The following is a 19,177-nucleotide window of genomic DNA, read 5'->3' on the forward strand; positions in this document are numbered from 1 at the left end:
CATCGCGGCACCGCGGCGTCCCGGCACGGAGCGACGCGGCGCTACTGATCCGGGAAGCGCAAGCGCAGGTCCGGCGGGATCGGACCGTAGCTCTGCCAGTCCTTGAAGCCCCGCGGCTCGGCGCGGCGCATCCAGTCCGGATACGCCTGGGCGCGCAGGTAGCTGAGGCTGAGGATGGGTTGCGGCACGTCCACGAGCCGCAGGTCGTCGAAGCCGAGATCGGGAAGCATCAAGGGCAACTCGAAATGGACATGCGGCAAGTACACCGCGCTCCCAACCAGCGGCGTCCGCGGCAGCGTCAAGCGCCCGACGTCGCGCGGTGTCGACCAGAAGCTCATCGCCCGCGGCTGGTGCACTCCCCACTTGCGGAAGTACATGCCGTCCACGTCGTAGAAGAGGTAGAGGTCGTACGGCGCCGGGGGACCGTTGCTGCGGCTGAGCTCGGCTTTGCAGGTGAAGTGCTCGCCGAGCAGCACGTCCACCGTGCTCCAGAGGATGGTGGGCACCTCGAGAACGAGCACGCGCTGCTTCTTGCCGCCCACATCGGCGTCCTCGATGTGCGTCCGCAGCCGTACGCCGCCGACGACCGTGGTGCTGTCGAGCGGGGCTGTGAGGTCGTAGTGCACGCAGATGCGGCCCAGGCCCATGCGGCCACGACGCATGCGCGCAATGGGATACACCCCAGGGTCGGAGTAACGCGCGAAGGCCTGGCGCAAGGAGGCCTCGGAGACCTCGTAGATGCGGTCCGGGGCGGTGGCGAAGCCGATCATGTAGTGGAGCGAGTTCACCGCCAGCATGCGTGCCAGGAGATGCACCGCCTCGCGGGAGGCCGCCTTCTCCGGCGGGCCGAAGGCGCCGGCGGCGAGCAGCGAATCGGCCCGCGCCAGGAGCGCTTCGTTGAAGGCGGCGTAAGTGCGCCCGAGGGAATCCGTGTCCGCGGGGCCAAGTTGGACGATGGGGATGCTCGGGTCCGGACGGCAGAGAGGGCAGGCCCCGGCCGGGAGGTCGGCGGCGGGCGGGAGCCCGGTGGGGCCCGGCCGCGGCGGCACGGGGTCGGCGTTCCAGGAAACGAGGGAGGAGGGGACCGCCGCATGCAGGCAAAGCACGGCGGCAGCCAGGAAGACGAGGAGAACGAGCCCCACCCGCGCCGCGTGCCGCCGCTCCAGGAAACCCGGGTGGGTGCGCATCAGCAGTCTCCTCGGCCAGCCGGGCGCGGCGCCGCAGGCCTCCAGAAGCCGGCCCTGAATCCCGGTGCAAGGGACGCACCGAGGGCTGCTAGAATATAGGCGCCCATTCCGGACTTTGGTTCCCCGTCCAGGCGCTCGCGCCGACGGGGCGCGAATTCACCGAGCTTCACTGAGTTTGGGAGCCTGCCATGCGTCTCGCCCTTGCCGCTTTCCTCGCCGTTTTGTTTCCCCTCGGCGCCGAAGCCCAGATGCGGCTGAACGAGATGGTCCCGGATCCGGTGGGCATCGACGACAACAACGAGTGGATCGAGGTCTACAACGCCGGCACGGCGGCAGTGGACGTCACTGGCTGGGCGATCGAGGACGCCGCCACCATCAACGACGCCACCGTGCGCCGCCGGCTCCCGGAGGATTTCGACCCCGCGTACGGCACGAGCGCGATCCTGCAGGCCGGAGACTTCCGTGTCGTCCGCGGCGCGGGAGTGGCGTATCTCAACAATACCGGCGACACGGTCTATCTCAACAGCAACCGGACAGGCAACTTGGCGGCGGTGGTGCACAGCACCGCCTACGGCGCCGCGATGACCGGACAGAGCTGGGCCAATCTCCCGGACGGCAGCCAGCCGCCCAACTTCGCCTGGCGCACTCCGACTCCAGGGGTGTCGAACTGTGCCTCCGATGCTGTAGCGCCCGCCGCGGTGAACGATCTGAGCGCGAGCACTGGGTCGTATGCCGGCGAGGTGGATCTGCAGTGGACAGCGGTCGGCAACGACGGGCAAACCGGCACGGCGCTGCTGCACGTGGTGAAGTACAGCACTGTCCCGATCACGGCAGGGAACTTCGATGCCGCCGCAGACGCTTTCAACGAACCCCTTCCCGGCACTCCCGGGACGGTACACAGCTTCACCGTCTTCGGTCTCGACCCAGGGCAAACCTACTATTTCGCCCTGAAGACGCTGGATTGCCAGAACGCCTCGGCACTGTCGACGGTGCCCTCGGCCGCCTCGGGCACCGTGCCGCTGCCCTTCACCGATCGCACCGCCGGGCTGCACGCCTACTTCGGCAACCTGCATTCGCACACGGGCTATTCTGATGGCCTGTTCACCCCGGCGGCGGCGTACCAGTACGCGCGGAACTCGGCGCCGACGCCCCTCGATTTCCTCGCCGTCACCGACCACAACCACGCCGCCGGCGGCTTCGCGATGACCCCGGCACTCTACCAGCAAGGTCTGGCGCAAGCGGCAGCGGCGAACGAGGACGGGCAGTTCGTCGCCATCTATGGACAGGAGTGGGGACTGGCCAGCGCTGGCCACGTGAACATCTTCGAGGCCCCGGTGCTCTTCGGCTGGGAGGCCGGCAATTTCGACATCTTCGTCGCCCAGGACGATTACGCGGGGCTCTACACCGCCATCCTCAACAACCCGAGCCCGTGGGGACCGCTGGCGGAGCTGTGCCATCCGGGGGCGGGGAATTTCTCCGACCTCGTCTTCACCAGCAACGGCGCCGCCGTGCTTCGCGGCATGGCCCTCATCAACGGCCCGGCCACTTCGACCAGCACGACCGAAAGCGACGTGGGCAACACCAACTTCGATTCCCAGTACCAGCTGGCCTTCCGCCGCGGTTACTTCGTCGGCGCTTTCGGCGACCAGGACAACCATACGGCCAACTGGGGGGCGAGCACGCAGAGCCGGACCGCGGTCCTGGCCGAAGCGCTCACCAAGGAGTTCATTCTCACCAGCATCGCGGCCCGACGCACCTATGCGACCCAGGACCACAACGCCGCCGTGGCCATGAAAGTCGACGGCTGGCCCATGGGATCGCGCTTCGAAGCCCTGGTCGGTGCCGGCGTCAACTTCGACGTCAGCGTCAGCGATCCCGACGGCGAAGCGACGAGCCAGTTCGAGCTCTTCCGTGGCGTGCCCGGCGTGAGCGATCCGGTGGTGGTGGCGACAGCCTCCAACGTCTCGCGTTTCGTCTATCGTGACGAGGAGAACCCGGCACCCGGCGACGGCGTGCAACGCGTTTACTTCCTGCGCCTCACCCAAGCGGACAACCAGCGGCTGTGGACGGCACCGGTGGAAGTGACCTTCTCCACCACGGTGGACGTGGCGGTGCTTCCGGGCCTGCCGTTCGGCGGGCGCCTCCTGCCGGCATGGCCCAACCCCTTCAACCCGGCGACGCGCCTGCGGTTCGATTTGGAGGGCGCTGGTCCAAGGCCGGTGTCGCTGCGGATCTTCGATGTCCGCGGCCGGCTCGTGCGGCGGCTCCTGGAGTCACCCCTCGCCGAGGGTAGGCACGACGTCCCCTGGACCGGCACCGACGACCGGGGCGCGATGGTGGCCTCGGGTGTCTACGTGGTGCGTCTGCAGGCCCCCGGCGTGGACGAGCGCGGCCGTCTTGTTCTCCTCCGCTAGCGCGCTTCGCTCGCTGCCGCTCCTGCGAGGAGTTCTTCCACCACTGCCGGTTCCACTTTGCCGGCGAAGCGCCGGAGCTCTCGCCCTTTCCCGTCGTAGAGCACCGCATAGGGAATCCCGCCAGGCAGGTCGAAGGCGGCGAAGAGCTCGTCCTGTTTGCCCACGAACACCACGTTCTCGTATGGCATGGGAGTGCGGGTGAGTAGCTCGGTGACCAGGGACAGACTCTTCTCCGCCGGATGCAGGAAGGCGTCCAGGCTGACGCCGAGGATGTCGAGCGCACCCGCTTGCCGGCCGTGCAGCGCCGCGAGGTCGGGCATCTCCGCCACGCAGGGCTCGCACCAGGTGGCCCAGAAGACGAGGAGGAGGGGATGCGACCGGGGGGCAGCGACCCTGGCCTGGAGCTGCGGCAGATCGAGGCGCGTGGTTTCCGGGGCGCTCTGGCCGCCGCAGGCCGAAAAGCCGGCGAGGGCGGCGCAGAGCACTCCGGAGAGGCGGCGGCTCAGGAAGCCTTGCGCCACTTGATCGTGCACCCGAAGGCCTTGGTCGAGGCGGTGGTGATCTCCTTGCCGGCGAGCATGGCGTCGACGGCATCGGTGAAGTCGTGGGTCTTCACTTCTTCCCGCTTGACGCTGTCGTCGATGCGCCCGCGGTAGGTGCAGACGCCGTTCGCGTCGAGGAGGAAGACGTGCGGGGTGCGCTGCGCGCCGTATGCGGTCGCTACGGCCTGTGTCGCATCGTGCAGGTAGGCGAAGGGATACTTCTTCTCCTTGGCGCGCTCCACCATGGCTTCGTAGGAGTCGCCGGGCTTCGCCTCGACGTCGTTGGGATTGATCAGCACGAAGGCCACCGGTTGCTTGGTGTACTTCTGCGCGATCTCCAGCAGCACCGGCTCGTAGGCCTGCGAGTAGGGGCAGGTGTTGCAGGTGAACACCACCGCCGTGACCTTGTTCTTGCTCAAGTACTCGCTGAGAGCGTGCTTTTGGCCATCCACTCCGAGGAGTTCGAAGGCGGGACCTTTCTTGCCGATCTCGAGCTCCGGGTCGTCCGGGCCGGCGACGGCGATGCCGGCGTTGAGGGCGAAGGCGAGGACGAGCCCGAGGCTCGGGACAGTTCGAGGTCGCATGCGCTTCTCCTTTGGTTGCGCGCTGTTCCAGCGCCGGTGCGTTCTCTCAACACGTCCAGGGGTCATTCGGTTCCGCCGGCCGCGCCGGGTTCGACCCAGCGGCCGTGGCGGCGGATCAGTTCCACCAGGCGGGAGACGGCCTCCGCCTCGGGGACGTTGCGCTCGACGCGCTCGTGCCCCACGTAGAGATCGATCTTCCCCGGGCCGCTGCCCACGTAGCCGAAGTCGGCGTCGGCCATTTCGCCCGGACCATTCACGATACAGCCCATGACCGCGATCTTCAGGCCCCGCAGGTGGCGCAGTCGGGACTCGATGCGCGCCGTGGTGGACTGCAGGTCGAACTGCGTGCGGCCGCACGAGGGGCAGGCGATGAAGTCGGCCTTGGAGAGTCGGGCCCGCGTGGCCTGCAAGATCTCGCGGGCGAGATCGAGGGCGCCAGGTCCGGCAGCGAGCTGGATGGCGTCGCCGATGCCATCGGCCACCAGCCCGCCGAGCTCCCAGGCCGTCTGCAGCGCCGCCTGGCTGACGTGCGCGTCCACGGCTTGCTCCGCCGCCAGGATGGGGCCGCGGAGCACGAGAGGCAAGGCTGGCGTGGCGGCCGGCCAGGCGGCGAGGAGAGCGCGCCAGGCATGCAAGGTCGCCGCCGCGGTTCCCGCCGGTTGCAAAGCCAGCGCGACTTCAGGAAGGAGCGCGTCGGCCACCGCCGTCGCCAAGCGGAGCAAGACCTCGGCGCTGGCGGTGCACTGCACCGTAGGCCGCGACGGCAGCGCCGCGAGGATGGGGGGAATCCTGGGATCGAAGGCGTCGAAACGCAACGACAGTCGCTCCCAGCCGGTGCCGTCGAGGGCTTGAGCGAGGCTCGGTTCCAGGAGCGAGGCGGCTGGGATCTCGAGGCCACACCCCGGCAAGCCACGCGGCAAGGCGGCACGTCGTCGCTCCAGCGACGCCCACATGGCTGCGCTCGTCTCCTTCGGCGCGAGAAGCACGAGGTCGGCACCGGTGCAGGCGGTGAGCCGGGCCTCGAGATCGGTGTCCGCCCCGGTTTCGAGCACGAGCTCGAGGCGGGGCGGCTGGTCACTGGCGAGCCGGGTGCTGCCGCGCCCCAGCGGCTGCACTGCACGCCGGGTGTAGAAGTAGGGATCCCAGGGCGGGGGCTGCGTCGTTGCCAAGGGGAGAGTTTCGCGTCTGGTGCTTTGGAAGGGCGCTGCAAGGGCTCTCGCCACCGGGAGCTCGAACACCGAATCCTCAGTCAGGGAAACCCGGATGGTGTCGCCCAGGCCGTCGGCCAGGAGAGTGGCGATGCCGATCGCCGATTTGACGCGCGCCGCCATACCGGCGCCCGCCTCGGTGACGCCGAGGTGCAGCGGATAGTTCATGCCCAGCGCTTCCTGGCGCTGCGCCAGCAGGCGGTAGGCGGCGATCATCACCTTGACATCAGAGGCCTTCATCGACAGCACCAGATCGCGGTAGCCGTGCTGCTCGCAGATGCGGACGAATTCGAGGGCCGATTCCACCATCCCCTCGGGGGTGTCGCCGTAGCGATTGAGGATCCGATCCGAGAGGGAGCCGTGATTGGTGCCGATGCGCATGGCCACGCCGCGTTCCTTGCAGCGCAGCACCAGGGGGCGGAACGCCGCTTCCAACCGCTCCAACTCCGCGGCGTACTCCGTGTCGGTGTACTCCCAGCGCTTGAAATGTTTGCGGTCCGCATAGTTGCCCGGGTTGATGCGGACCTTGTCGACATGCTCGGCGGCGATGAGCGCCGCTTGCGGGGTGAAGTGCACGTCCGCCACGAGCGGCACCTGCACGCCCCGCTGGCGCAGGGCCTGACGGATGGGGCCGAGATTCTCCGCGGCGCTGCGGTTCGGTGCCGTGACGCGGACGATCTCGCTGCCGGCGTGGGCGAGGGCGGTGATTTCCTCGACCACGGCGGCAGTATCCAGGGTGTCGGCGATCGTCATGGACTGGAGCCGCACCGGGTTGTCGCCGCCGATGCCGACGCTGCCCACCCGCACCTCGCGCGTCCGCCGGCGCACGGTGCGATAGGGATCGAGGGTGAAGCTCCACAGCTGCCGCCAGTCGGCGAGCGTGCGTGGGGCGGTGCGGGTGAAGGCCTCGGGCATGAGTGCTCCAGCGGTCGGGGGCGCCGGCTGCGCTAGGCGCGGTGCATTCTAACCCGTGCCCGGCGAACGGGGAAAAACGGGCTGGAGCGCCGCAGGAGCCGATGCTACCTTGCGACGGCGCTCGCCGTCATGGCCTGCGACGGCGCTCGCCGTGCCGGCGTTGGCGGGGGTGACCGGGGTTGAATCCGCAATTGCTCCTGGCCTACGGCAGCCCGGTGGCGGCAGCGTTCCCGCGACGCTGGGCCAGAGCCTGCGCGCGAGCCGCCGGCGACATTGGTGCCGCCTTGCTGCCCCACGCCCGCGCTGTCGTGGATGCCAACCTGCAGCAGGCCCTGGGTGCACCGGCGCCGGCGGCGCTCCGCCGCCAGGTGTTCCGCAGCTACGCCCTCTACTACCTGGAAGCGATGCGACTGGCGCAGCGCGCGCCGGAAGCCGCCGTCGGTGCGGTGCGGCTGCACGGGGAAGAGGCGCTGGCAGCGACGCTGGCGCGCGGTCGCGGTGCTCTCGTGCTCGGCGCCCACCTGGGGAACTGGGACGTGGCGGGTGCGGCACTGGTGCGCCGTTTCGGCGCCCTGACGACTTTCGCCGAACCGCTACGCCCGGAGCGGCTGCAGCGCTTCTACAACGGCATGCGCCAGCGCCACGGCATGCGCGTCGTCCCCCTCGGCAGCCGCACGCGCCTTCCCTGGGCGGTGCTGCGCGATAATGGCATCCTCGGCTTGCTGGTGGATCGCACCTACGACGGGCGCCAGCTGGCGGTGCCGTTCGGCTGCGGGGAATTGCTGGTGCCGACCGCGGGGATCCGCGTGGCGCTGCAAGCGGGTGCCGGCATCCACGCTTTCTTTCCTCTCCGGCGCGAGGACGGTTTCGTCGTCGAGATCGGTGCCGATCTCGCCGCGCCGGCAGCCGGAGCCGTGGCGGCTCCGGAGGTCCGCGCCGTTGCGGCGGCGTTCGCGGCCGCACTCCTCGCCGTCGTCCGCCGGCACCCGGAACAGTGGTGCCTGCTACAGCCCGTGGGAGCGCTGCCACCGACAGAGCGACGCCAGGAAAGGCGGCCCATGGCGCTGGCCGGGGAGAGTCGATGAAGATCGCGCAGGTGACCGAGTTCTTCGCTCCCTGGGCGGGAGGCATCGGGGAGCACGTGGCGCATCTCAGCCGCGAGCTCGTCGCCCTCGGACACGAGGTGCACATCGTCACCAGCCGGCACAGCGGGCGCGCTCCGGTGGACCCGGCGCTGGAGCGCCACACCCATCGCTTCGGGGGCGCGGTGCGCTTCCCCTACAACGGCAGCGTCGCCAGCGTCACCTGGGCTCCGGGGCTGCCGCGCCGGCTCGACACGCTGCTCCGCCGCGAAGGTTTCGACCTGGTGCACGTGCACAATCCGATGACGCCGACGCTACCGCTCCTCGCTCTGGATCGGAGTACGGCGCTCAATGTCGGCACCTTCCATGCCTATCACGCCCGGGAGCACATGCTGGCCCTCTGGCGCCGAGTGCTGCAGCCGCGCTTGCAGCGCTTGCACCTGGCGCTGGCGGTATCGCCGGCGGCGCAGGCGGCCTACCAGCGCTACTTCGGCGACGCGAGCTTCGAGATCGTCCCCAACGGCATCGATCTGCACCGCTTCTCCCCCAACGGACACGTGGAGCCGCCGCTGGGTGAACAATCCCTCCTCTTCGTCGGACAGCTCGTACCCAAGAAAGGGCTCGGCACCTTGCTTCGGGCCTTCGCGCTCCTGCTGCAAGAGTTTCCGCGCTTGCGCTTGCGCGTGGTCGGCGGCGGGCCCGGGCTCGGTCGGCAGCGCGCGGCTCTGCCCGGGGCGCTGCGCAGCCGGGTCGAGTTCCTCGGCGAGCAGCACGGCGCGCCGCTCGTGGAGCTCTACCGCGACTGCGACGTCTTCTGCGCCCCGTCGCTCGGGCACGAGAGCTTCGGGATCACCTTGCTCGAGGCCATGGCGGCGGGAAAGCCGATCGTGGCCTCCCGCATTCCGGGCTATCTCGACGTGGTGCGGGACGGTCAGGAGGCGCTGTTGCACCAGAGCGGCGACCCGCGCGATCTGCGCGATGCACTGCGCCGCGTGCTCACCGACCGCGGCCTGCGCCGGCAGCTCGTGCAGCGGTCGCAGCAGCGAGTGGCACGGTACGCCTGGCCGCGCGTGGCGCGAGAGGTCGAAGCGAAGTACGAGCAGCTGCTGCGGGAGCGCTGCTAGCTGCGCGAGCCGCCGAGGTACAGGAAGGTGAGCACGAGGACGATGGCGCCGGCCCCGGCGAGCCAGTTCCACGGCGGCCCCTGCACGACTGCGAGGCTCCCGAGGCCCGGCAAACCGCAGCGGCCCAGGAGCCCCTGCACGGTCGCCACCATGCCATCGAGGACATGGGTCTCCACCCCCTGGATCTCGCGGCGCGGCACCAGGATGTAGAAGGCGAGACCGAGAGCGATGAGGGTGAAGAGCGTGGCCACGAAGACGGCCGCGCCACGGTAACGACTCATGCGGCCGGCGAAGGCAAGAAAAGGGCCGATGAGGGACGGGAAGGCGCGACACGCCGAGGCATGGCGAGACCACGAAACCGCGGCCATGGCGCCAAAGCACGCGCGATGCGTGGCCGTGCCGGGTCATTCTCCGCACCGACAGAGAAGCATCGCGGCCGAGAAAGGTGAAGCGTGCCCGAGCTCCCCGAAGTGGAAACGGTGCGCCGGAGTCTCGAACGGCGGCTGCTCGGCCGGCGCATCGCCGCGGTGCGGGTGCTGAATCCGAAGCTACGGACGCCGCTCCGGCAAGCGAGCCTCCGCCGGCGGCTGGTGGGCCAGAACTTCGTCGGTCTCGGGCGGCGAGCGAAGTACCTGCTGCTGCACCTGTCGGGGTCCGACATCCTGGTGCTGCACTTGGGGATGTCCGGCCGTCTCCTGTTCGTGCCGGGGGCGGCGCCGCTCGAGGCGCACACCCACGTGCGGCTCGGTCTCGACGACGGCAACGAGCTGCGTTACCGTGATCATCGCCGCTTCGGCCGGCTCTTCGTGGTGCGGCGTCACCTCTTGCCGCGGCACCCTCTCTTCTCCCACCTCGGACCGGAGCCTCTGGAGCCTGGATGCACGGCGGCTTATTTCCGCGCCCGCAGCCGCGGCGTGCGCCGTCCGGTGAAGAACTTCCTCATGGATGCGACGGTCGTCGTTGGGGTCGGCAACATCTACGCCAGCGAGGCCTTGCATCGGGCCGGCGTGCACCCGGCGACGCCGGCGGCGCGACTCACCTTGCCGCGCTGGGAGCGCGTGCACGCCGCCGTACAAAGCACGTTGCAGGAGGCCCTGCGCGCCGGCGGCACCACGCTCAGCGATTTCCGCGCCGCCGATGGCAGTGCCGGTGAGTTCCAAGTGCAGCTCGCGGTCTACGGCCGCGCCGGCGAGCCGTGCGGGCGCTGCGGCCGGCGCCTCCGCCGTATCGTGCAGGCCGGACGCAGCACCTTCTACTGTCCTGGTTGCCAGCGCTGAGCCGGCGTTTCCGTCTCTGCAGCCGCCGTCGCTCCACGTCGGGGCGGTGTCGGGCTCTCCCCCGGCGCCGGCCAGGCAGGGACGTCGGGACGGCGCAACAGGTGCACGGCGAGGCCGGCGAGGAGCACCGCGAGTCCCGTTTGCAAGCCCAGGAAGGCCACGACCTTGAGCGGCGCGAAGCCGGGGTGCACGAAGCGCACCAGCCAGCTCGACGCCTCCCCCAGCAGCGCGCAGCCGAAGGTGGCGAGCACCAGGATCACGCGCAAGCGGAGCGACCAGGGCAGGAAGATGGCGAGGTGGGTGAGGAGCAGGATCACCGTGGCCATCATCGCCAGGTGCATGTGGGTGACTTCGAGCATGGCGCCGTAGGTGCGCGGCATGGCGAACTCCGTCTCCGAGCCGCGGTAGTACTCCACCACCGAGCGCGGCCGCAGGTCCATGTTGCGGAAGTAGAGGAGCGCGTTGGTGCACCAGAATCCCGTCAGCAACACGAGGGTGCAAAGGAGCGTCAGGCGCATGAGCACATGATTGCGGTAGTTTCCGGTCAGCATGTACCGCATCGCTTATCCCTTTCCTCCGTGGCTTCCGTGCAGGACTCGATCCAGGGCGAGGACGCGCCGCACCGCGGCGGTAGCGGCCCGGGCCGAGAGTGTCGCCCCGGAAATGGCATCCACCCCGTCGCCGGGACGCAGGTGCTTGGAAAGCGTGCGCTGCTGCAGGGCCAACAGCCAGGGTCGCGGCGGCAAGTAATCTTCGGGCTCGTCGAAGGCCATGATGTCCACCTCTCGCGTGCGGCCCTCGGGGTCGAGGACGATGAGCAGAGTTTCGTGCTCGTTGCGCACCACGTGGGTGTCCAGATAGGCGCGTCCGAGCAGGGAGTCGCCCCGCCAGGCCTCGTGGTAGGAGATGTGGGAGGAGGGGATGGGAGCGCCGGCGAGAGAGCGCGCCGAGTCGAGCGCTGCGGCAGCAAGGAAATCGGTGCGCCGCTCGAGCCGGGCCTCGGGGCCGAAGACGCGACGCAGGGCGCCTTCCCGGGTCTCGTAGGTCTTGGCGACGGCGCCGCCGCCCAGCGTGAGCCAGGCGGCGAGGCCGAGCGCGGTTCGCAAGCATGGCTGCCCGATCCGTCGCCGGTGCAGTGCGCAACCCGGTGCCTTGGTGCCTTCCACCCAGGTGCGCGCTCCCCAGTCGCGGCTCAGAAGTGGAAGCCGAGCGCCAGATTCCATTGATCCACTCCGGTGTCCGCCGCATTGCTGCGCACCTCGTAGTCACCCTTGACGACGACCTGCGCGTGCGGGAAGAACGAAGCTCCGAGGGTCAGGATGGTCTCGTCGTTGGCCGGATCGGCGTTGTAGCCCGACGGCACTTCTCTCTGCGTGTCGAGCTCGGAGTAGCGCACGAAGGGCACGAGAGCGAAGCGCGAGCCGGGGGAGAGCACGGTGAGAACATCCCATCCCGCTTCGGCGTACCAGCCCAGGAGCTCGGAGCCCACCGAAGCATTGCCGACATAGCCGTTGGCGACATTGATCGCCGTGGCGTCGTCCACGCGAGCACCCGCCACGAGAGCGCGCAGCGTCGCACCGCGGCGGCGCACCTGCAGGTGTCCCTCGGCCAAGGTGGTGTAGGCGCCGAAGGGCTGACCGCTGCCATCCAAGGCTCCCTGCGAGGTGTTCCCGAAGAAAACCGAACCGCCGCCGCTGATTCCACTCCTCTCGTAGTCGAGGCGCACCACGCCGGCCAGATCCTCCGCCAGAGCCTCCGCCCCATTCTGCCGCCCGTCGCGCAAGCCGCTGGCGCTGAAAGCCTCCTCGCCCACGGAGGAGAGGCTCTCGATGAGGTAGGCGCGGTAGCTCAAGCCCGCCAGGCGCCCCGGCGCGGCGCCGAAAACGCCGACGCCATTGGCTCTCCAGGTGGTGGGCAGGAGGCGCAGCTCCACGTCGGGCCGATTCGCCCCGAAGAAGGTGGGCGGTTCGTGGATCTCGTTGATGATTCCCATGGGGACGAGAAGCATGCCGGCGCGGGCGTTGCATGCCGGGTCGAGGAGGAAATCGAGATGGGCGAATTCGACCGAGACGGAGCCGCCGTGTTCGGTGGACCCGTGCTCGAACTCGATCTCGGCGTTGAAGAGGACGTGATCATCGAACTTGTAGCCGGCATAGAGGACGAAACGGAGGAAATCGATTTCGGGCTGCAGATTCGTCGCTGCGCCGCTCTCGTTGTCGGAGGCGAAGTCCTGGTAGAGCATCTCGCCATAACCGCCGAAGGAGAGTCCGTGCGCGACGCCGTACACCTTCGAGGCAGCCGGGCCCAGACCCCAGTGTGACTCCAACTTCCCAGCCACTTCGCCGTGCTGTTGGTCCTCGAGCTCCTGCGCCAAGGCCTCGATGCGTCGGGCCAGTTCCTCGTTGCTCGGCGACGTTTGCGCCGGTGCTTCCTGGACCCAGACGGCGCCCGCGAGGGAAAAGGCTGCGAGAGTCGTGGCGACGCGTCCTCCCCAGGTTCGATGATATTGCGACTCAATCTCAATAAAACTCTGTACAGATCGCTGACACGCTTTCAAGGTCCTGTCTCCCCGGAGGATAAAGACTAGAAGAGACTGCGACTCAGTCTCAATAAGCTACCCGGAGGCTATGAGGACGGGGGTGCAGTGTCAAGGGGAGGCCCCTGCCGCAGAAAGCCACCTGGAAGACCTGCAGGGCAGAGAGAAGTGGCTCGCTGCTTCCGCTTGGGTTTCTCTGGCCCGTCGGCGGCTTCTTGCTCTAGCGTCGCGCCACCGCAGCATCGCCGGGCGCCGGCCCGGCGGGGGAACCGGGGGTCGCGATCCGGGTTGGAGGTAGCCATGGGGTGGCGGCGGTGGAGCGGCGTGGTGCTCGCATGCCTGGGGGTTTTCACCCTCTCCGGCTGCGGCAGCTTCACCCGCAAGATCGCCGTGGGCCAGATGGTCCCAATCCTGGAGAACGCCACCGAAGGAGCCCGCGAGAGGACGGATCTGCATCTCGTGTCGCAGGCCATCCCGGCGAATCTTCTCCTCGTGGATGGCCTCATTCGGACGGACCCGAAGAACAAGGACCTGCTGACCGTTTCCTCCTTCTTGCACTTTGGCTACGCCCTAGGGTTCGTCGAACCGGACAGCCTCGAGCTCGCGAGCCAGTATTACGCCACCGGGAGGGATCACGGCTTGCAGGCACTCGAACATCGCAAGCCCTTTGCGCGTAATCGCGACGGCACGCTGGAGGAGTTCGAGCGTGGCCTGGCCTCGGTGATGCGCACCGATGTGCCCGCACTCGCCTGGGCGACGGCCAACTGGGGCCGCTGGATCAGTCTGAACTTGGAGAGCCCGGCGGCGGTGGCGCAGCAGCCGCGACTCGAGGCGATGCTGAACCGGCTGCTGGTGTTGGATCCGGAGTTCGAGGCGGGACTGCCACACGTCTTGCGCGGCATGCTCGATTCGATGCGTCCGGAGATGCTCGGCGGCCGGCCCGACAGCGCCCAGGCGCACTTCCAGAAAGCCTTCGCTCTCGCCCCCGGAGCCAACATGCTCTATTACGTCTTCTACGCCGAGTACTATTGCCGCCAGGTTCTCGACGAAGCCTGCTTCGATACCACCCTCGACGAGGTGGAGAAATCGAGCGACACGGGGCCGCCGCAGTTCCGCCTGATGAACGAGATCGCCCGCCGGCGCGCCAAGGCGCTGCGGGCGCGCAAAGACGAGCTGTTCTGAGCCACGAACGACAAGGGAACGTCATGCGCAACACAGAGACAAAGCACGGCTCGGTCCGTGGCGCCGCCGCCCTGGCACTCGTTGCCGCAGTCGGCACGGCGCTCGCCATCACTACCCAAGCCGAGGCCGGCGCCAAAGCCGAGGTGGAGCTCAAGATCGCCACCGTCGCTCCCGAAGGTTCCTCCTGGATGAAGACGATGCGCGACATCGACGCCGAGGTACGCAAGGCCACCGGGGGCGCGGTGGGTTTCAAGGTCTACCCCGGTGGCGTCCAGGGCGACGAGATCGTGGTGCTGCGCAAGATCCGGAGTGGCCAGCTGCACGGCGGCGGTTTCACCGGTCTCGGTCTCGGCCAGATCGCCCCGGCCACCCGGGTCATGGAGGTGCCGTTCCTCTTCGACAACTACGCCCAAATCGACAAGGCCTACGAGTGCGTCGGCTCCTCGCTGGAGAAGCATCTCCAGGAGGGTGGGTTCACCCTCCTCGGCTGGGCCGAGGTCGGCTTCGTCTATCTGTTCAGCAAGGATCCCATCGCCACCCAGGCGGACCTGAAGAAGGCGAAGATGTGGCTGTGGGAAGGGGATCCCCTGGCCGAATCCTTCTACCGGCACATGGGCGTCGTTCCGGTGCCGCTCCCGGTCACCGACGTGATGACCTCGTTGCAGACACGCCTCATCGATGCCGTCTACGCCTCGCCCTACGCCTGCGTGGCGCTGCAGTGGTTCACCCGCGTCGGGAGTTTCACCGACGTGCCGATCACCTTCGCTTCCGGCGCGGTCGTAGTGTCCAGCGAGGCTTTCAATCGCATTCCTGCAGCGCAGCGCGAGCCCGTGCTGCGCATCTGCCGCACCCGCTTCCGTCAGCTCGTGGAGAAATCGCGCACACAAAACGACGAGGGCCTGGTGGAGATCGAGAAGAGCGGCGTCAAGCGCGTCGCGGTGACCGCGGCGGAGTTGCAGCGCTTCCGTGAGGTCGGCAAGGCTGTCTGGGAGGAACAGAAGGGCAAGCTCTATCCGCCGGCGCTCCTCGACGCAGTACAGCGTCGCGACTGTGCGGGATCCGGCTCAAGCAGCTCGCGCTAGACGACGAGGGGGGGCGGAGGTGGGAGGCGCACCGGGCTGGTTGTCGCAACTGCCGACCGATGGGCGCTTCCTCGCCGGCGCTGCTGTCCTGGTCATCGTCACCGTCCTGCTGCGGCTCCTGCTGCAAGCGGGCCCTCGCGGTCGAGCCCTGCGCGCCTTCGTTCACGCCCTGGAAGGCAGCGTCCTCGCTCTCCTCCTCGCCGTCATGATCTTTCTCTCCTTCCTGCAGGTCGTGCTGCGCAACCTGTTCGACACCGGCCTCCTCTGGATCGAACCGCTGCTTCGCCACCTGCTGCTCTGGGTCGGTGTGGTCGGCGCGGCCTTCGCGAGCCGCTCGGGACGCCATATCAATGTGGACGCCCTCTCGCGTCTCCTGCCAGCCACCGGCATGCGGCTGGCGCGTGTGGCCACGAACCTCTTCGCCGCCACGGTCACGCTGTTCCTCGCCCATGCATGTTTCAAGCTGGCGCACGAGGAGATGCAGTCACCCAGTGCCGCCTTCCTCTCCGTCGCCGTCTGGCAAGTGCAGCTGGTGATGCCCCTGGCCATGCTGCTCATGAGCTCTCGCTTCCTCGGGCATGGGATCGAAGCCATCCAGGGCCGCGGCCTGCACCCCGAAACGCCGGGAGAGGTGCCGGTATGAGCTGGTTCCTCGCACCGCTGCTCGCCCTCCTCGCTCTGCTCGGCGCCCCGCTCTTCACCATCATCGCCTGCATCACCCTCATCGCCTTCGCCACCAACGGCATCGACACGACCTCCGTGGCGATCGAGATGTACCGCATGGCCCATTCCATGCTGATCGCCATCCCGCTCTTCACTTTCGCCGGCTATCTGCTTTCCGAGGGCGGCGCGCCGCGGCGCCTGGTGCGGGTCTCCCGCGCCTTGCTGGGCTGGGTACCGGGCGGATTGGCGCTGGTGGCGCTGGTGGCCTGCGCCGTATTCACCGCCTTCACCGGTGCTTCCGGCGTCACCGTCATTGCCATGGGGGGCCTGCTGCTCCCGGCGCTGCGCGCCGAGAAGTACGACGATCGCTTCACCTTCGGCCTGCTCACGACCTCGGGCAGTCTGGGACTCCTGTTCCCACCCAGTTTGCCGATCATCCTGGTGGCCTATGTGACCAGCGTGAGCGTGGACCAGCTCTTCGTGGCCGGCGTCCTCCCGGGCATCTTGCTCCTCCTCGTGCTCGGCACCTACGCGGTGCAGACGGCCCGGCGCACGGGTGTGCCGCGGCAGTATTTCTCCTGGCACGAGCTGGTGCGGGCGGTGCGCGGCGCGGCCTGGGAACTGCCGCTGCCCTTCGTCGTCCTGGGAGGCATCTACAGCGGCAAGGTGACGGTGACCGAGGCGGCCAGCCTGACCGCGGTCTACGCCCTGGTGGCGGAGGTCCTCATCTACCGGGACATCAAGCTACGGGACCTGAAACATCTGTTCACCGAGAGCATGGTGCTCGTCGGCGGCATCCTCATCATCGTCGGCGCGGCGCTGGGTCTCACCAACTACCTCATCGATGCCGAGGTCCCGACGCGGCTCTTCGAATGGATCGAAACCTGGATCGGTCACCGTTTTGTTTTCCTGATGCTGCTCAACGTCTTCCTGCTCATCGTCGGCTGCATGATGGACATCTTCTCCGCCATCCTGGTGGTGATGCCCCTCATCCTGCCCGTGGCGCAGGCATACGAGGTCAATCCGGTGCACCTGTCGATTCTCTTCCTCGCCAACCTGGAGATCGGCTACTTCACCCCACCCGTGGGACTCAACCTCTTCATCGGCTCCTTCCGCTTCGGCAAACCGGTGATGGAGCTGGCGCGTGCCTCGCTGCCGTTCCTGGGGTTGTACCTCCTGGTGTTGCTCGTCCTCACCTATCTGCCCGGTCTGTCCCTGTGGCTCGTCCAGGCCTTCGGCGTGCGTTGAAGCCTGTGCTCCGCCGGGTCGGCATGCCGAAACAGCTCGTCGAGGTGGAGGGGGCTCACCTTCAAGCTCCTGCCTCCAGGCGGCGGATGAGTACTTCCAACGCCGCCTCCTCGCTGTCCACCGCGAGGCCGACGGCGCGGGCACCATCGAGGCTGGCGATGAGCACCATGGTGATGTCGAGGGCCTCGCGGCGATGTTCGGGATCGTCCTGCGTGTCGAGGAGATGCAAGAGATGGCGGTGGAGCCGGCGATAGTCAGCAAAGCCCATCGCCGGCGGGGCACCGGAGAGGGGTCCTGTATTCCGAGTCTCCAGAGTGAAGGCAAACCCTGCCTCGCTGAGGGCGAGCGGCGGCCGGGTGGCGAACGACACCGCCAGATACTCCGCCCCGGTCGTGGCGTCGCGCCGGACCTCGAGCTCCTCCACCTGGTCGGCTGGAAGCTGCAGGCTCTTGGCCGTAGCCACCTCGGTCAGACGCACGCCGCTGGCATCGTCTTGCAGGACGAAGAGGCCAGGACGCCCGGCGAGCCAGGCTTGTAAGCGTCGTGCCAGTTCCTGCGGGTCCATCGTACTCCGGGGGGAGACATCCTCTCGCGAGCCACATCGTAGCGCGTCGATGCCCTGGGCGACCGCCCCGACACTCTGAACCCCGACATGCGCTACACTGCTTCCCCTGGCGGCATAGGTGCACGACCGCGATGAGCTCTTCTTGGCCTAAGGGGTTGTAGGCCTGACACCTTGGCCAGCGCCGAGGAGACCGCGAGGACATGTTATCCGACAGAATCCTGCGGTGCCGTTCGGGATATACGGTTCGGTCGAATCCTTGTTAGCCGCTGCGAGGTGCTCGTCGACAAGTGAAAGTCCATCGGTCCCCCTCAACTCGGAGTAGACGCGCCACCATGGGACTCTTGACCTTCAGCATCAACGTCACCCTCGACGGTTGCGTCGACCACCGGGAGGGTATCGCCGACGACGAGACGCACGCTCTCTTTACCCGCCTCATGGACGAGGGCGGGGCGATGCTGTGGGGCCGCGTCACCTACGAGATGATGGAGAGCTACTGGCCGGCGGTCGCCCGCGGCGACCAAGAGGCGCCGCCAGCGATGCGCGAGTGGGCGGTCAAACTGCAGGCAAAGCCGAAGTACGTCGTGTCGTCGACGCGAAAGAACTTCCCGTGGACCAACAGCCACCACATCGCCGGCGACCTGCGCACGGGCGTGCAGAACCTGAAGGACGCGACCCCGGCCGGCGTGCTCCTCGGTAGCGGCAAGCTCGCGACCGAGCTGGACAGGCTGGATCTGATCGACGAGTACAGGTTCCTCGTCCACCCTAGGATCGCCGGCCACGGCCCGACTCTGTACCATGGCGGCCTGCCCAGCACGCGACGGCTCGAACTTGTTTCGGCCAAGCCACTCCGCAGCGGCGCGGTCGCCATGCACTACCGGCGCGCGCGCGGCTAACAACCGGTTGCAGCGGACGGTCCGCTGCGCGGCCCGCCGCTGAACCGGAGCGTTAGCCGGACAGGAGGAGGAGGAGCTAGGCTATGAAGCGGCTGATGATGCGTCGCATTCTCGAAATCGTGGTCATAGGACTCGTGCTGCCAGCCGTGGTTCCGCGTGACGCGCTCGCGCAGCAGTTCACTGGCCGCTCCTTCGGCGCCATCATCCATGTTGGCTCAATCGATACCACGGTCTGCGACTCGGGCGAACTGCCGAGCAGTGGCGGCTCCTTGGAAACGATCCTCCAAGACGTGCGCGTCGGCTCGGTGCTCACGGCCGGAGCCATGCGGGCGGAGACCCACAGCACGAGCGCGGCGGCGATCAGTCATGCCTACACCGTGAACTTGTCCGTGCTACCCGGCACGCCAGCAGCACTCACCGCGGATGCAGTGCCGGCGACAGTCTTCGCGCTTTGCGATGGTACTGCCGCCGAGCTCGCCTTCATGAACCTGGTGTTCGGGGGGGTGCCGGTTCAGGTGACTGGCTTCAACCAGACGGTTGTTTTGCCGGGAGTGGCGACGCTCATCATCAACGAGCTCATCAACAGCACTACGCCCGATGGCAGCGAGACCACCTCAACTGGTCTCCACTTGACCTTGGCCGATGGCGGCGAGATCCTCGTGTCCCGCGCGCATG

General features: G+C 68.1%; 19 protein-coding genes. 10 read left to right on the top strand and 9 right to left on the bottom strand.

Annotation, left to right across the window (positions count from 1 at the left end; translation table 11 throughout):
• Nucleotides 1-41: 41 nt before the first annotated feature.
• The gene (locus VFE28_15105; GenBank protein HZM17326.1) at nucleotides 42-1,187 is read right to left on the bottom strand and encodes a hypothetical protein; all 1,146 of its coding nucleotides are present in this window, start codon (nucleotides 1,185-1,187) and stop codon (nucleotides 42-44) included.
• A gap of 188 nt (nucleotides 1,188-1,375) precedes the next feature.
• On the opposite strand from VFE28_15105, the gene VFE28_15110 reads away from it, so the two are divergent.
• Entirely contained in the window at nucleotides 1,376-3,601 is a 2,226-nt protein-coding gene (locus tag VFE28_15110) for a lamin tail domain-containing protein (GenBank protein ID HZM17327.1), read from the top strand.
• On the opposite strand, the gene VFE28_15115 is transcribed toward VFE28_15110, so the two are convergent.
• The 3 genes from VFE28_15115 to ispG form a co-directional block, all read right to left on the bottom strand.
• The gene (locus VFE28_15115; GenBank protein ID HZM17328.1) at nucleotides 3,598-4,134 is read right to left on the bottom strand and encodes a TlpA disulfide reductase family protein; all 537 of its coding nucleotides are present in this window, start codon (nucleotides 4,132-4,134) and stop codon (nucleotides 3,598-3,600) included. The genes VFE28_15110 and VFE28_15115 overlap by 4 nt on opposite strands.
• Nucleotides 4,104-4,727: a thioredoxin family protein gene (locus VFE28_15120; GenBank protein ID HZM17329.1), complete on the bottom strand. Its 624-nt coding sequence runs from the start codon at nucleotides 4,725-4,727 to the stop codon at nucleotides 4,104-4,106. The genes VFE28_15115 and VFE28_15120 overlap by 31 nt, the downstream gene beginning before the upstream one ends.
• 62 nt (nucleotides 4,728-4,789) lie before the next feature.
• Nucleotides 4,790-6,850 (bottom strand): (E)-4-hydroxy-3-methylbut-2-enyl-diphosphate synthase, encoded by a 2,061-nt coding sequence (gene ispG / locus VFE28_15125; GenBank protein HZM17330.1) that lies wholly within the window; start codon nucleotides 6,848-6,850, stop codon nucleotides 4,790-4,792.
• Nucleotides 6,851-7,029: 179 nt separating this feature from the next.
• On the opposite strand from ispG, the gene VFE28_15130 reads away from it, so the two are divergent.
• Nucleotides 7,030-7,935 carry a hypothetical protein gene (locus VFE28_15130; GenBank protein HZM17331.1) on the top strand — a complete coding sequence of 302 codons (906 nt, stop codon included), beginning with the start codon at nucleotides 7,030-7,032 and terminating at the stop codon, nucleotides 7,933-7,935.
• A complete protein-coding gene (locus VFE28_15135) occupies nucleotides 7,932-9,056 on the top strand; it encodes a glycosyltransferase family 4 protein (GenBank protein HZM17332.1) in 1,125 nt (374 codons plus the stop codon). Before VFE28_15130 ends, VFE28_15135 begins: the two co-directional genes overlap by 4 nt.
• Here the strand turns inward: VFE28_15135 and VFE28_15140 are convergent.
• The gene (locus VFE28_15140; GenBank protein ID HZM17333.1) at nucleotides 9,053-9,337 is read right to left on the bottom strand and encodes a hypothetical protein; all 285 of its coding nucleotides are present in this window, start codon (nucleotides 9,335-9,337) and stop codon (nucleotides 9,053-9,055) included. The genes VFE28_15135 and VFE28_15140 overlap by 4 nt on opposite strands.
• A gap of 171 nt (nucleotides 9,338-9,508) precedes the next feature.
• Between VFE28_15140 and mutM the strand changes: the two genes are divergently transcribed.
• Nucleotides 9,509-10,333, top strand: a complete 825-nt coding sequence (gene mutM, locus VFE28_15145) for a bifunctional DNA-formamidopyrimidine glycosylase/DNA-(apurinic or apyrimidinic site) lyase (protein HZM17334.1) — start codon at nucleotides 9,509-9,511, stop codon at nucleotides 10,331-10,333.
• Here mutM and VFE28_15150 read toward each other — a convergent pair.
• From VFE28_15150 to VFE28_15160, 3 genes are all read right to left on the bottom strand, one after another.
• A complete protein-coding gene (locus tag VFE28_15150; protein ID HZM17335.1) occupies nucleotides 10,309-10,893 on the bottom strand; it encodes a hypothetical protein in 585 nt (194 codons plus the stop codon). The genes mutM and VFE28_15150 overlap by 25 nt on opposite strands.
• A 3-nt stretch (nucleotides 10,894-10,896) precedes the next feature.
• The gene (locus VFE28_15155; GenBank protein ID HZM17336.1) at nucleotides 10,897-11,439 is read right to left on the bottom strand and encodes an FMN-binding protein; all 543 of its coding nucleotides are present in this window, start codon (nucleotides 11,437-11,439) and stop codon (nucleotides 10,897-10,899) included.
• Nucleotides 11,440-11,525: 86 nt separating this feature from the next.
• A complete protein-coding gene (locus VFE28_15160) occupies nucleotides 11,526-12,707 on the bottom strand; it encodes a hypothetical protein (protein ID HZM17337.1) in 1,182 nt (393 codons plus the stop codon).
• 462 nt (nucleotides 12,708-13,169) lie between these two features.
• Here VFE28_15160 and VFE28_15165 point away from each other — a divergent pair, with 462 nt between their 5' ends.
• Genes VFE28_15165 through VFE28_15180 form a run of 4 tightly spaced genes read left to right on the top strand, consistent with a single transcriptional unit; the run spans nucleotide 13,170 to nucleotide 17,044 of the window.
• On the top strand, nucleotides 13,170-14,051 hold the full coding sequence (locus VFE28_15165; GenBank protein ID HZM17338.1) for a TRAP transporter TatT component family protein: 882 nt from the start codon (nucleotides 13,170-13,172) through the stop codon (nucleotides 14,049-14,051).
• Between the two features lie 23 nt (nucleotides 14,052-14,074).
• Complete coding sequence (dctP, locus tag VFE28_15170) at nucleotides 14,075-15,133, top strand: TRAP transporter substrate-binding protein DctP (protein ID HZM17339.1); 1,059 nt, start codon at nucleotides 14,075-14,077, stop codon at nucleotides 15,131-15,133.
• A 40-nt stretch (nucleotides 15,134-15,173) separates the two neighbouring features.
• The gene (locus VFE28_15175) at nucleotides 15,174-15,776 is read left to right on the top strand and encodes a TRAP transporter small permease (protein ID HZM17340.1); all 603 of its coding nucleotides are present in this window, start codon (nucleotides 15,174-15,176) and stop codon (nucleotides 15,774-15,776) included.
• Nucleotides 15,773-17,044, top strand: coding sequence for a TRAP transporter large permease subunit (locus VFE28_15180; protein HZM17341.1), 1,272 nt, complete (start codon nucleotides 15,773-15,775; stop codon nucleotides 17,042-17,044). The genes VFE28_15175 and VFE28_15180 overlap by 4 nt, the downstream gene beginning before the upstream one ends.
• A gap of 61 nt (nucleotides 17,045-17,105) precedes the next feature.
• Here VFE28_15180 and VFE28_15185 read toward each other — a convergent pair whose 3' ends face one another.
• Nucleotides 17,106-17,609 (bottom strand): hypothetical protein, encoded by a 504-nt coding sequence (locus tag VFE28_15185; protein ID HZM17342.1) that lies wholly within the window; start codon nucleotides 17,607-17,609, stop codon nucleotides 17,106-17,108.
• Nucleotides 17,610-17,941: 332 nt separating this feature from the next.
• On the opposite strand from VFE28_15185, the gene VFE28_15190 reads away from it, so the two are divergent.
• Nucleotides 17,942-18,502, top strand: a complete 561-nt coding sequence (locus VFE28_15190; GenBank protein HZM17343.1) for a dihydrofolate reductase family protein — start codon at nucleotides 17,942-17,944, stop codon at nucleotides 18,500-18,502.
• Between the two features lie 83 nt (nucleotides 18,503-18,585).
• Nucleotides 18,586-19,177: choice-of-anchor P family protein (locus VFE28_15195; GenBank protein ID HZM17344.1), on the top strand; the 592-nt coding region annotated here is incomplete at its 3' end.

This window comes from Candidatus Krumholzibacteriia bacterium (assembly GCA_035649275.1).
GTDB lineage: Bacteria > Krumholzibacteriota > Krumholzibacteriia.

Coding starts and splice junctions, on each gene's coding strand:
- VFE28_15105 (HZM17326.1), bottom strand. CDS start 1,187: ATGCGCACCCACCCGGGTTTCCTGGAGCGGCGGCACGCGGCGCGGGTG.
- VFE28_15110 (HZM17327.1), top strand. CDS start 1,376: ATGCGTCTCGCCCTTGCCGCTTTCCTCGCCGTTTTGTTTCCCCTCGGC.
- VFE28_15120 (HZM17329.1), bottom strand. CDS start 4,727: ATGCGACCTCGAACTGTCCCGAGCCTCGGGCTCGTCCTCGCCTTCGCC.
- ispG (HZM17330.1), bottom strand. CDS start 6,850: ATGCCCGAGGCCTTCACCCGCACCGCCCCACGCACGCTCGCCGACTGG.
- VFE28_15135 (HZM17332.1), top strand. CDS start 7,932: ATGAAGATCGCGCAGGTGACCGAGTTCTTCGCTCCCTGGGCGGGAGGC.
- VFE28_15140 (HZM17333.1), bottom strand. CDS start 9,337: ATGAGTCGTTACCGTGGCGCGGCCGTCTTCGTGGCCACGCTCTTCACC.
- VFE28_15150 (HZM17335.1), bottom strand. CDS start 10,893: ATGCGGTACATGCTGACCGGAAACTACCGCAATCATGTGCTCATGCGC.
- VFE28_15165 (HZM17338.1), top strand. CDS start 13,170: ATGGGGTGGCGGCGGTGGAGCGGCGTGGTGCTCGCATGCCTGGGGGTT.
- dctP (HZM17339.1), top strand. CDS start 14,075: ATGCGCAACACAGAGACAAAGCACGGCTCGGTCCGTGGCGCCGCCGCC.
- VFE28_15180 (HZM17341.1), top strand. CDS start 15,773: ATGAGCTGGTTCCTCGCACCGCTGCTCGCCCTCCTCGCTCTGCTCGGC.
- VFE28_15185 (HZM17342.1), bottom strand. CDS start 17,609: ATGGACCCGCAGGAACTGGCACGACGCTTACAAGCCTGGCTCGCCGGG.
- VFE28_15190 (HZM17343.1), top strand. CDS start 17,942: ATGGGACTCTTGACCTTCAGCATCAACGTCACCCTCGACGGTTGCGTC.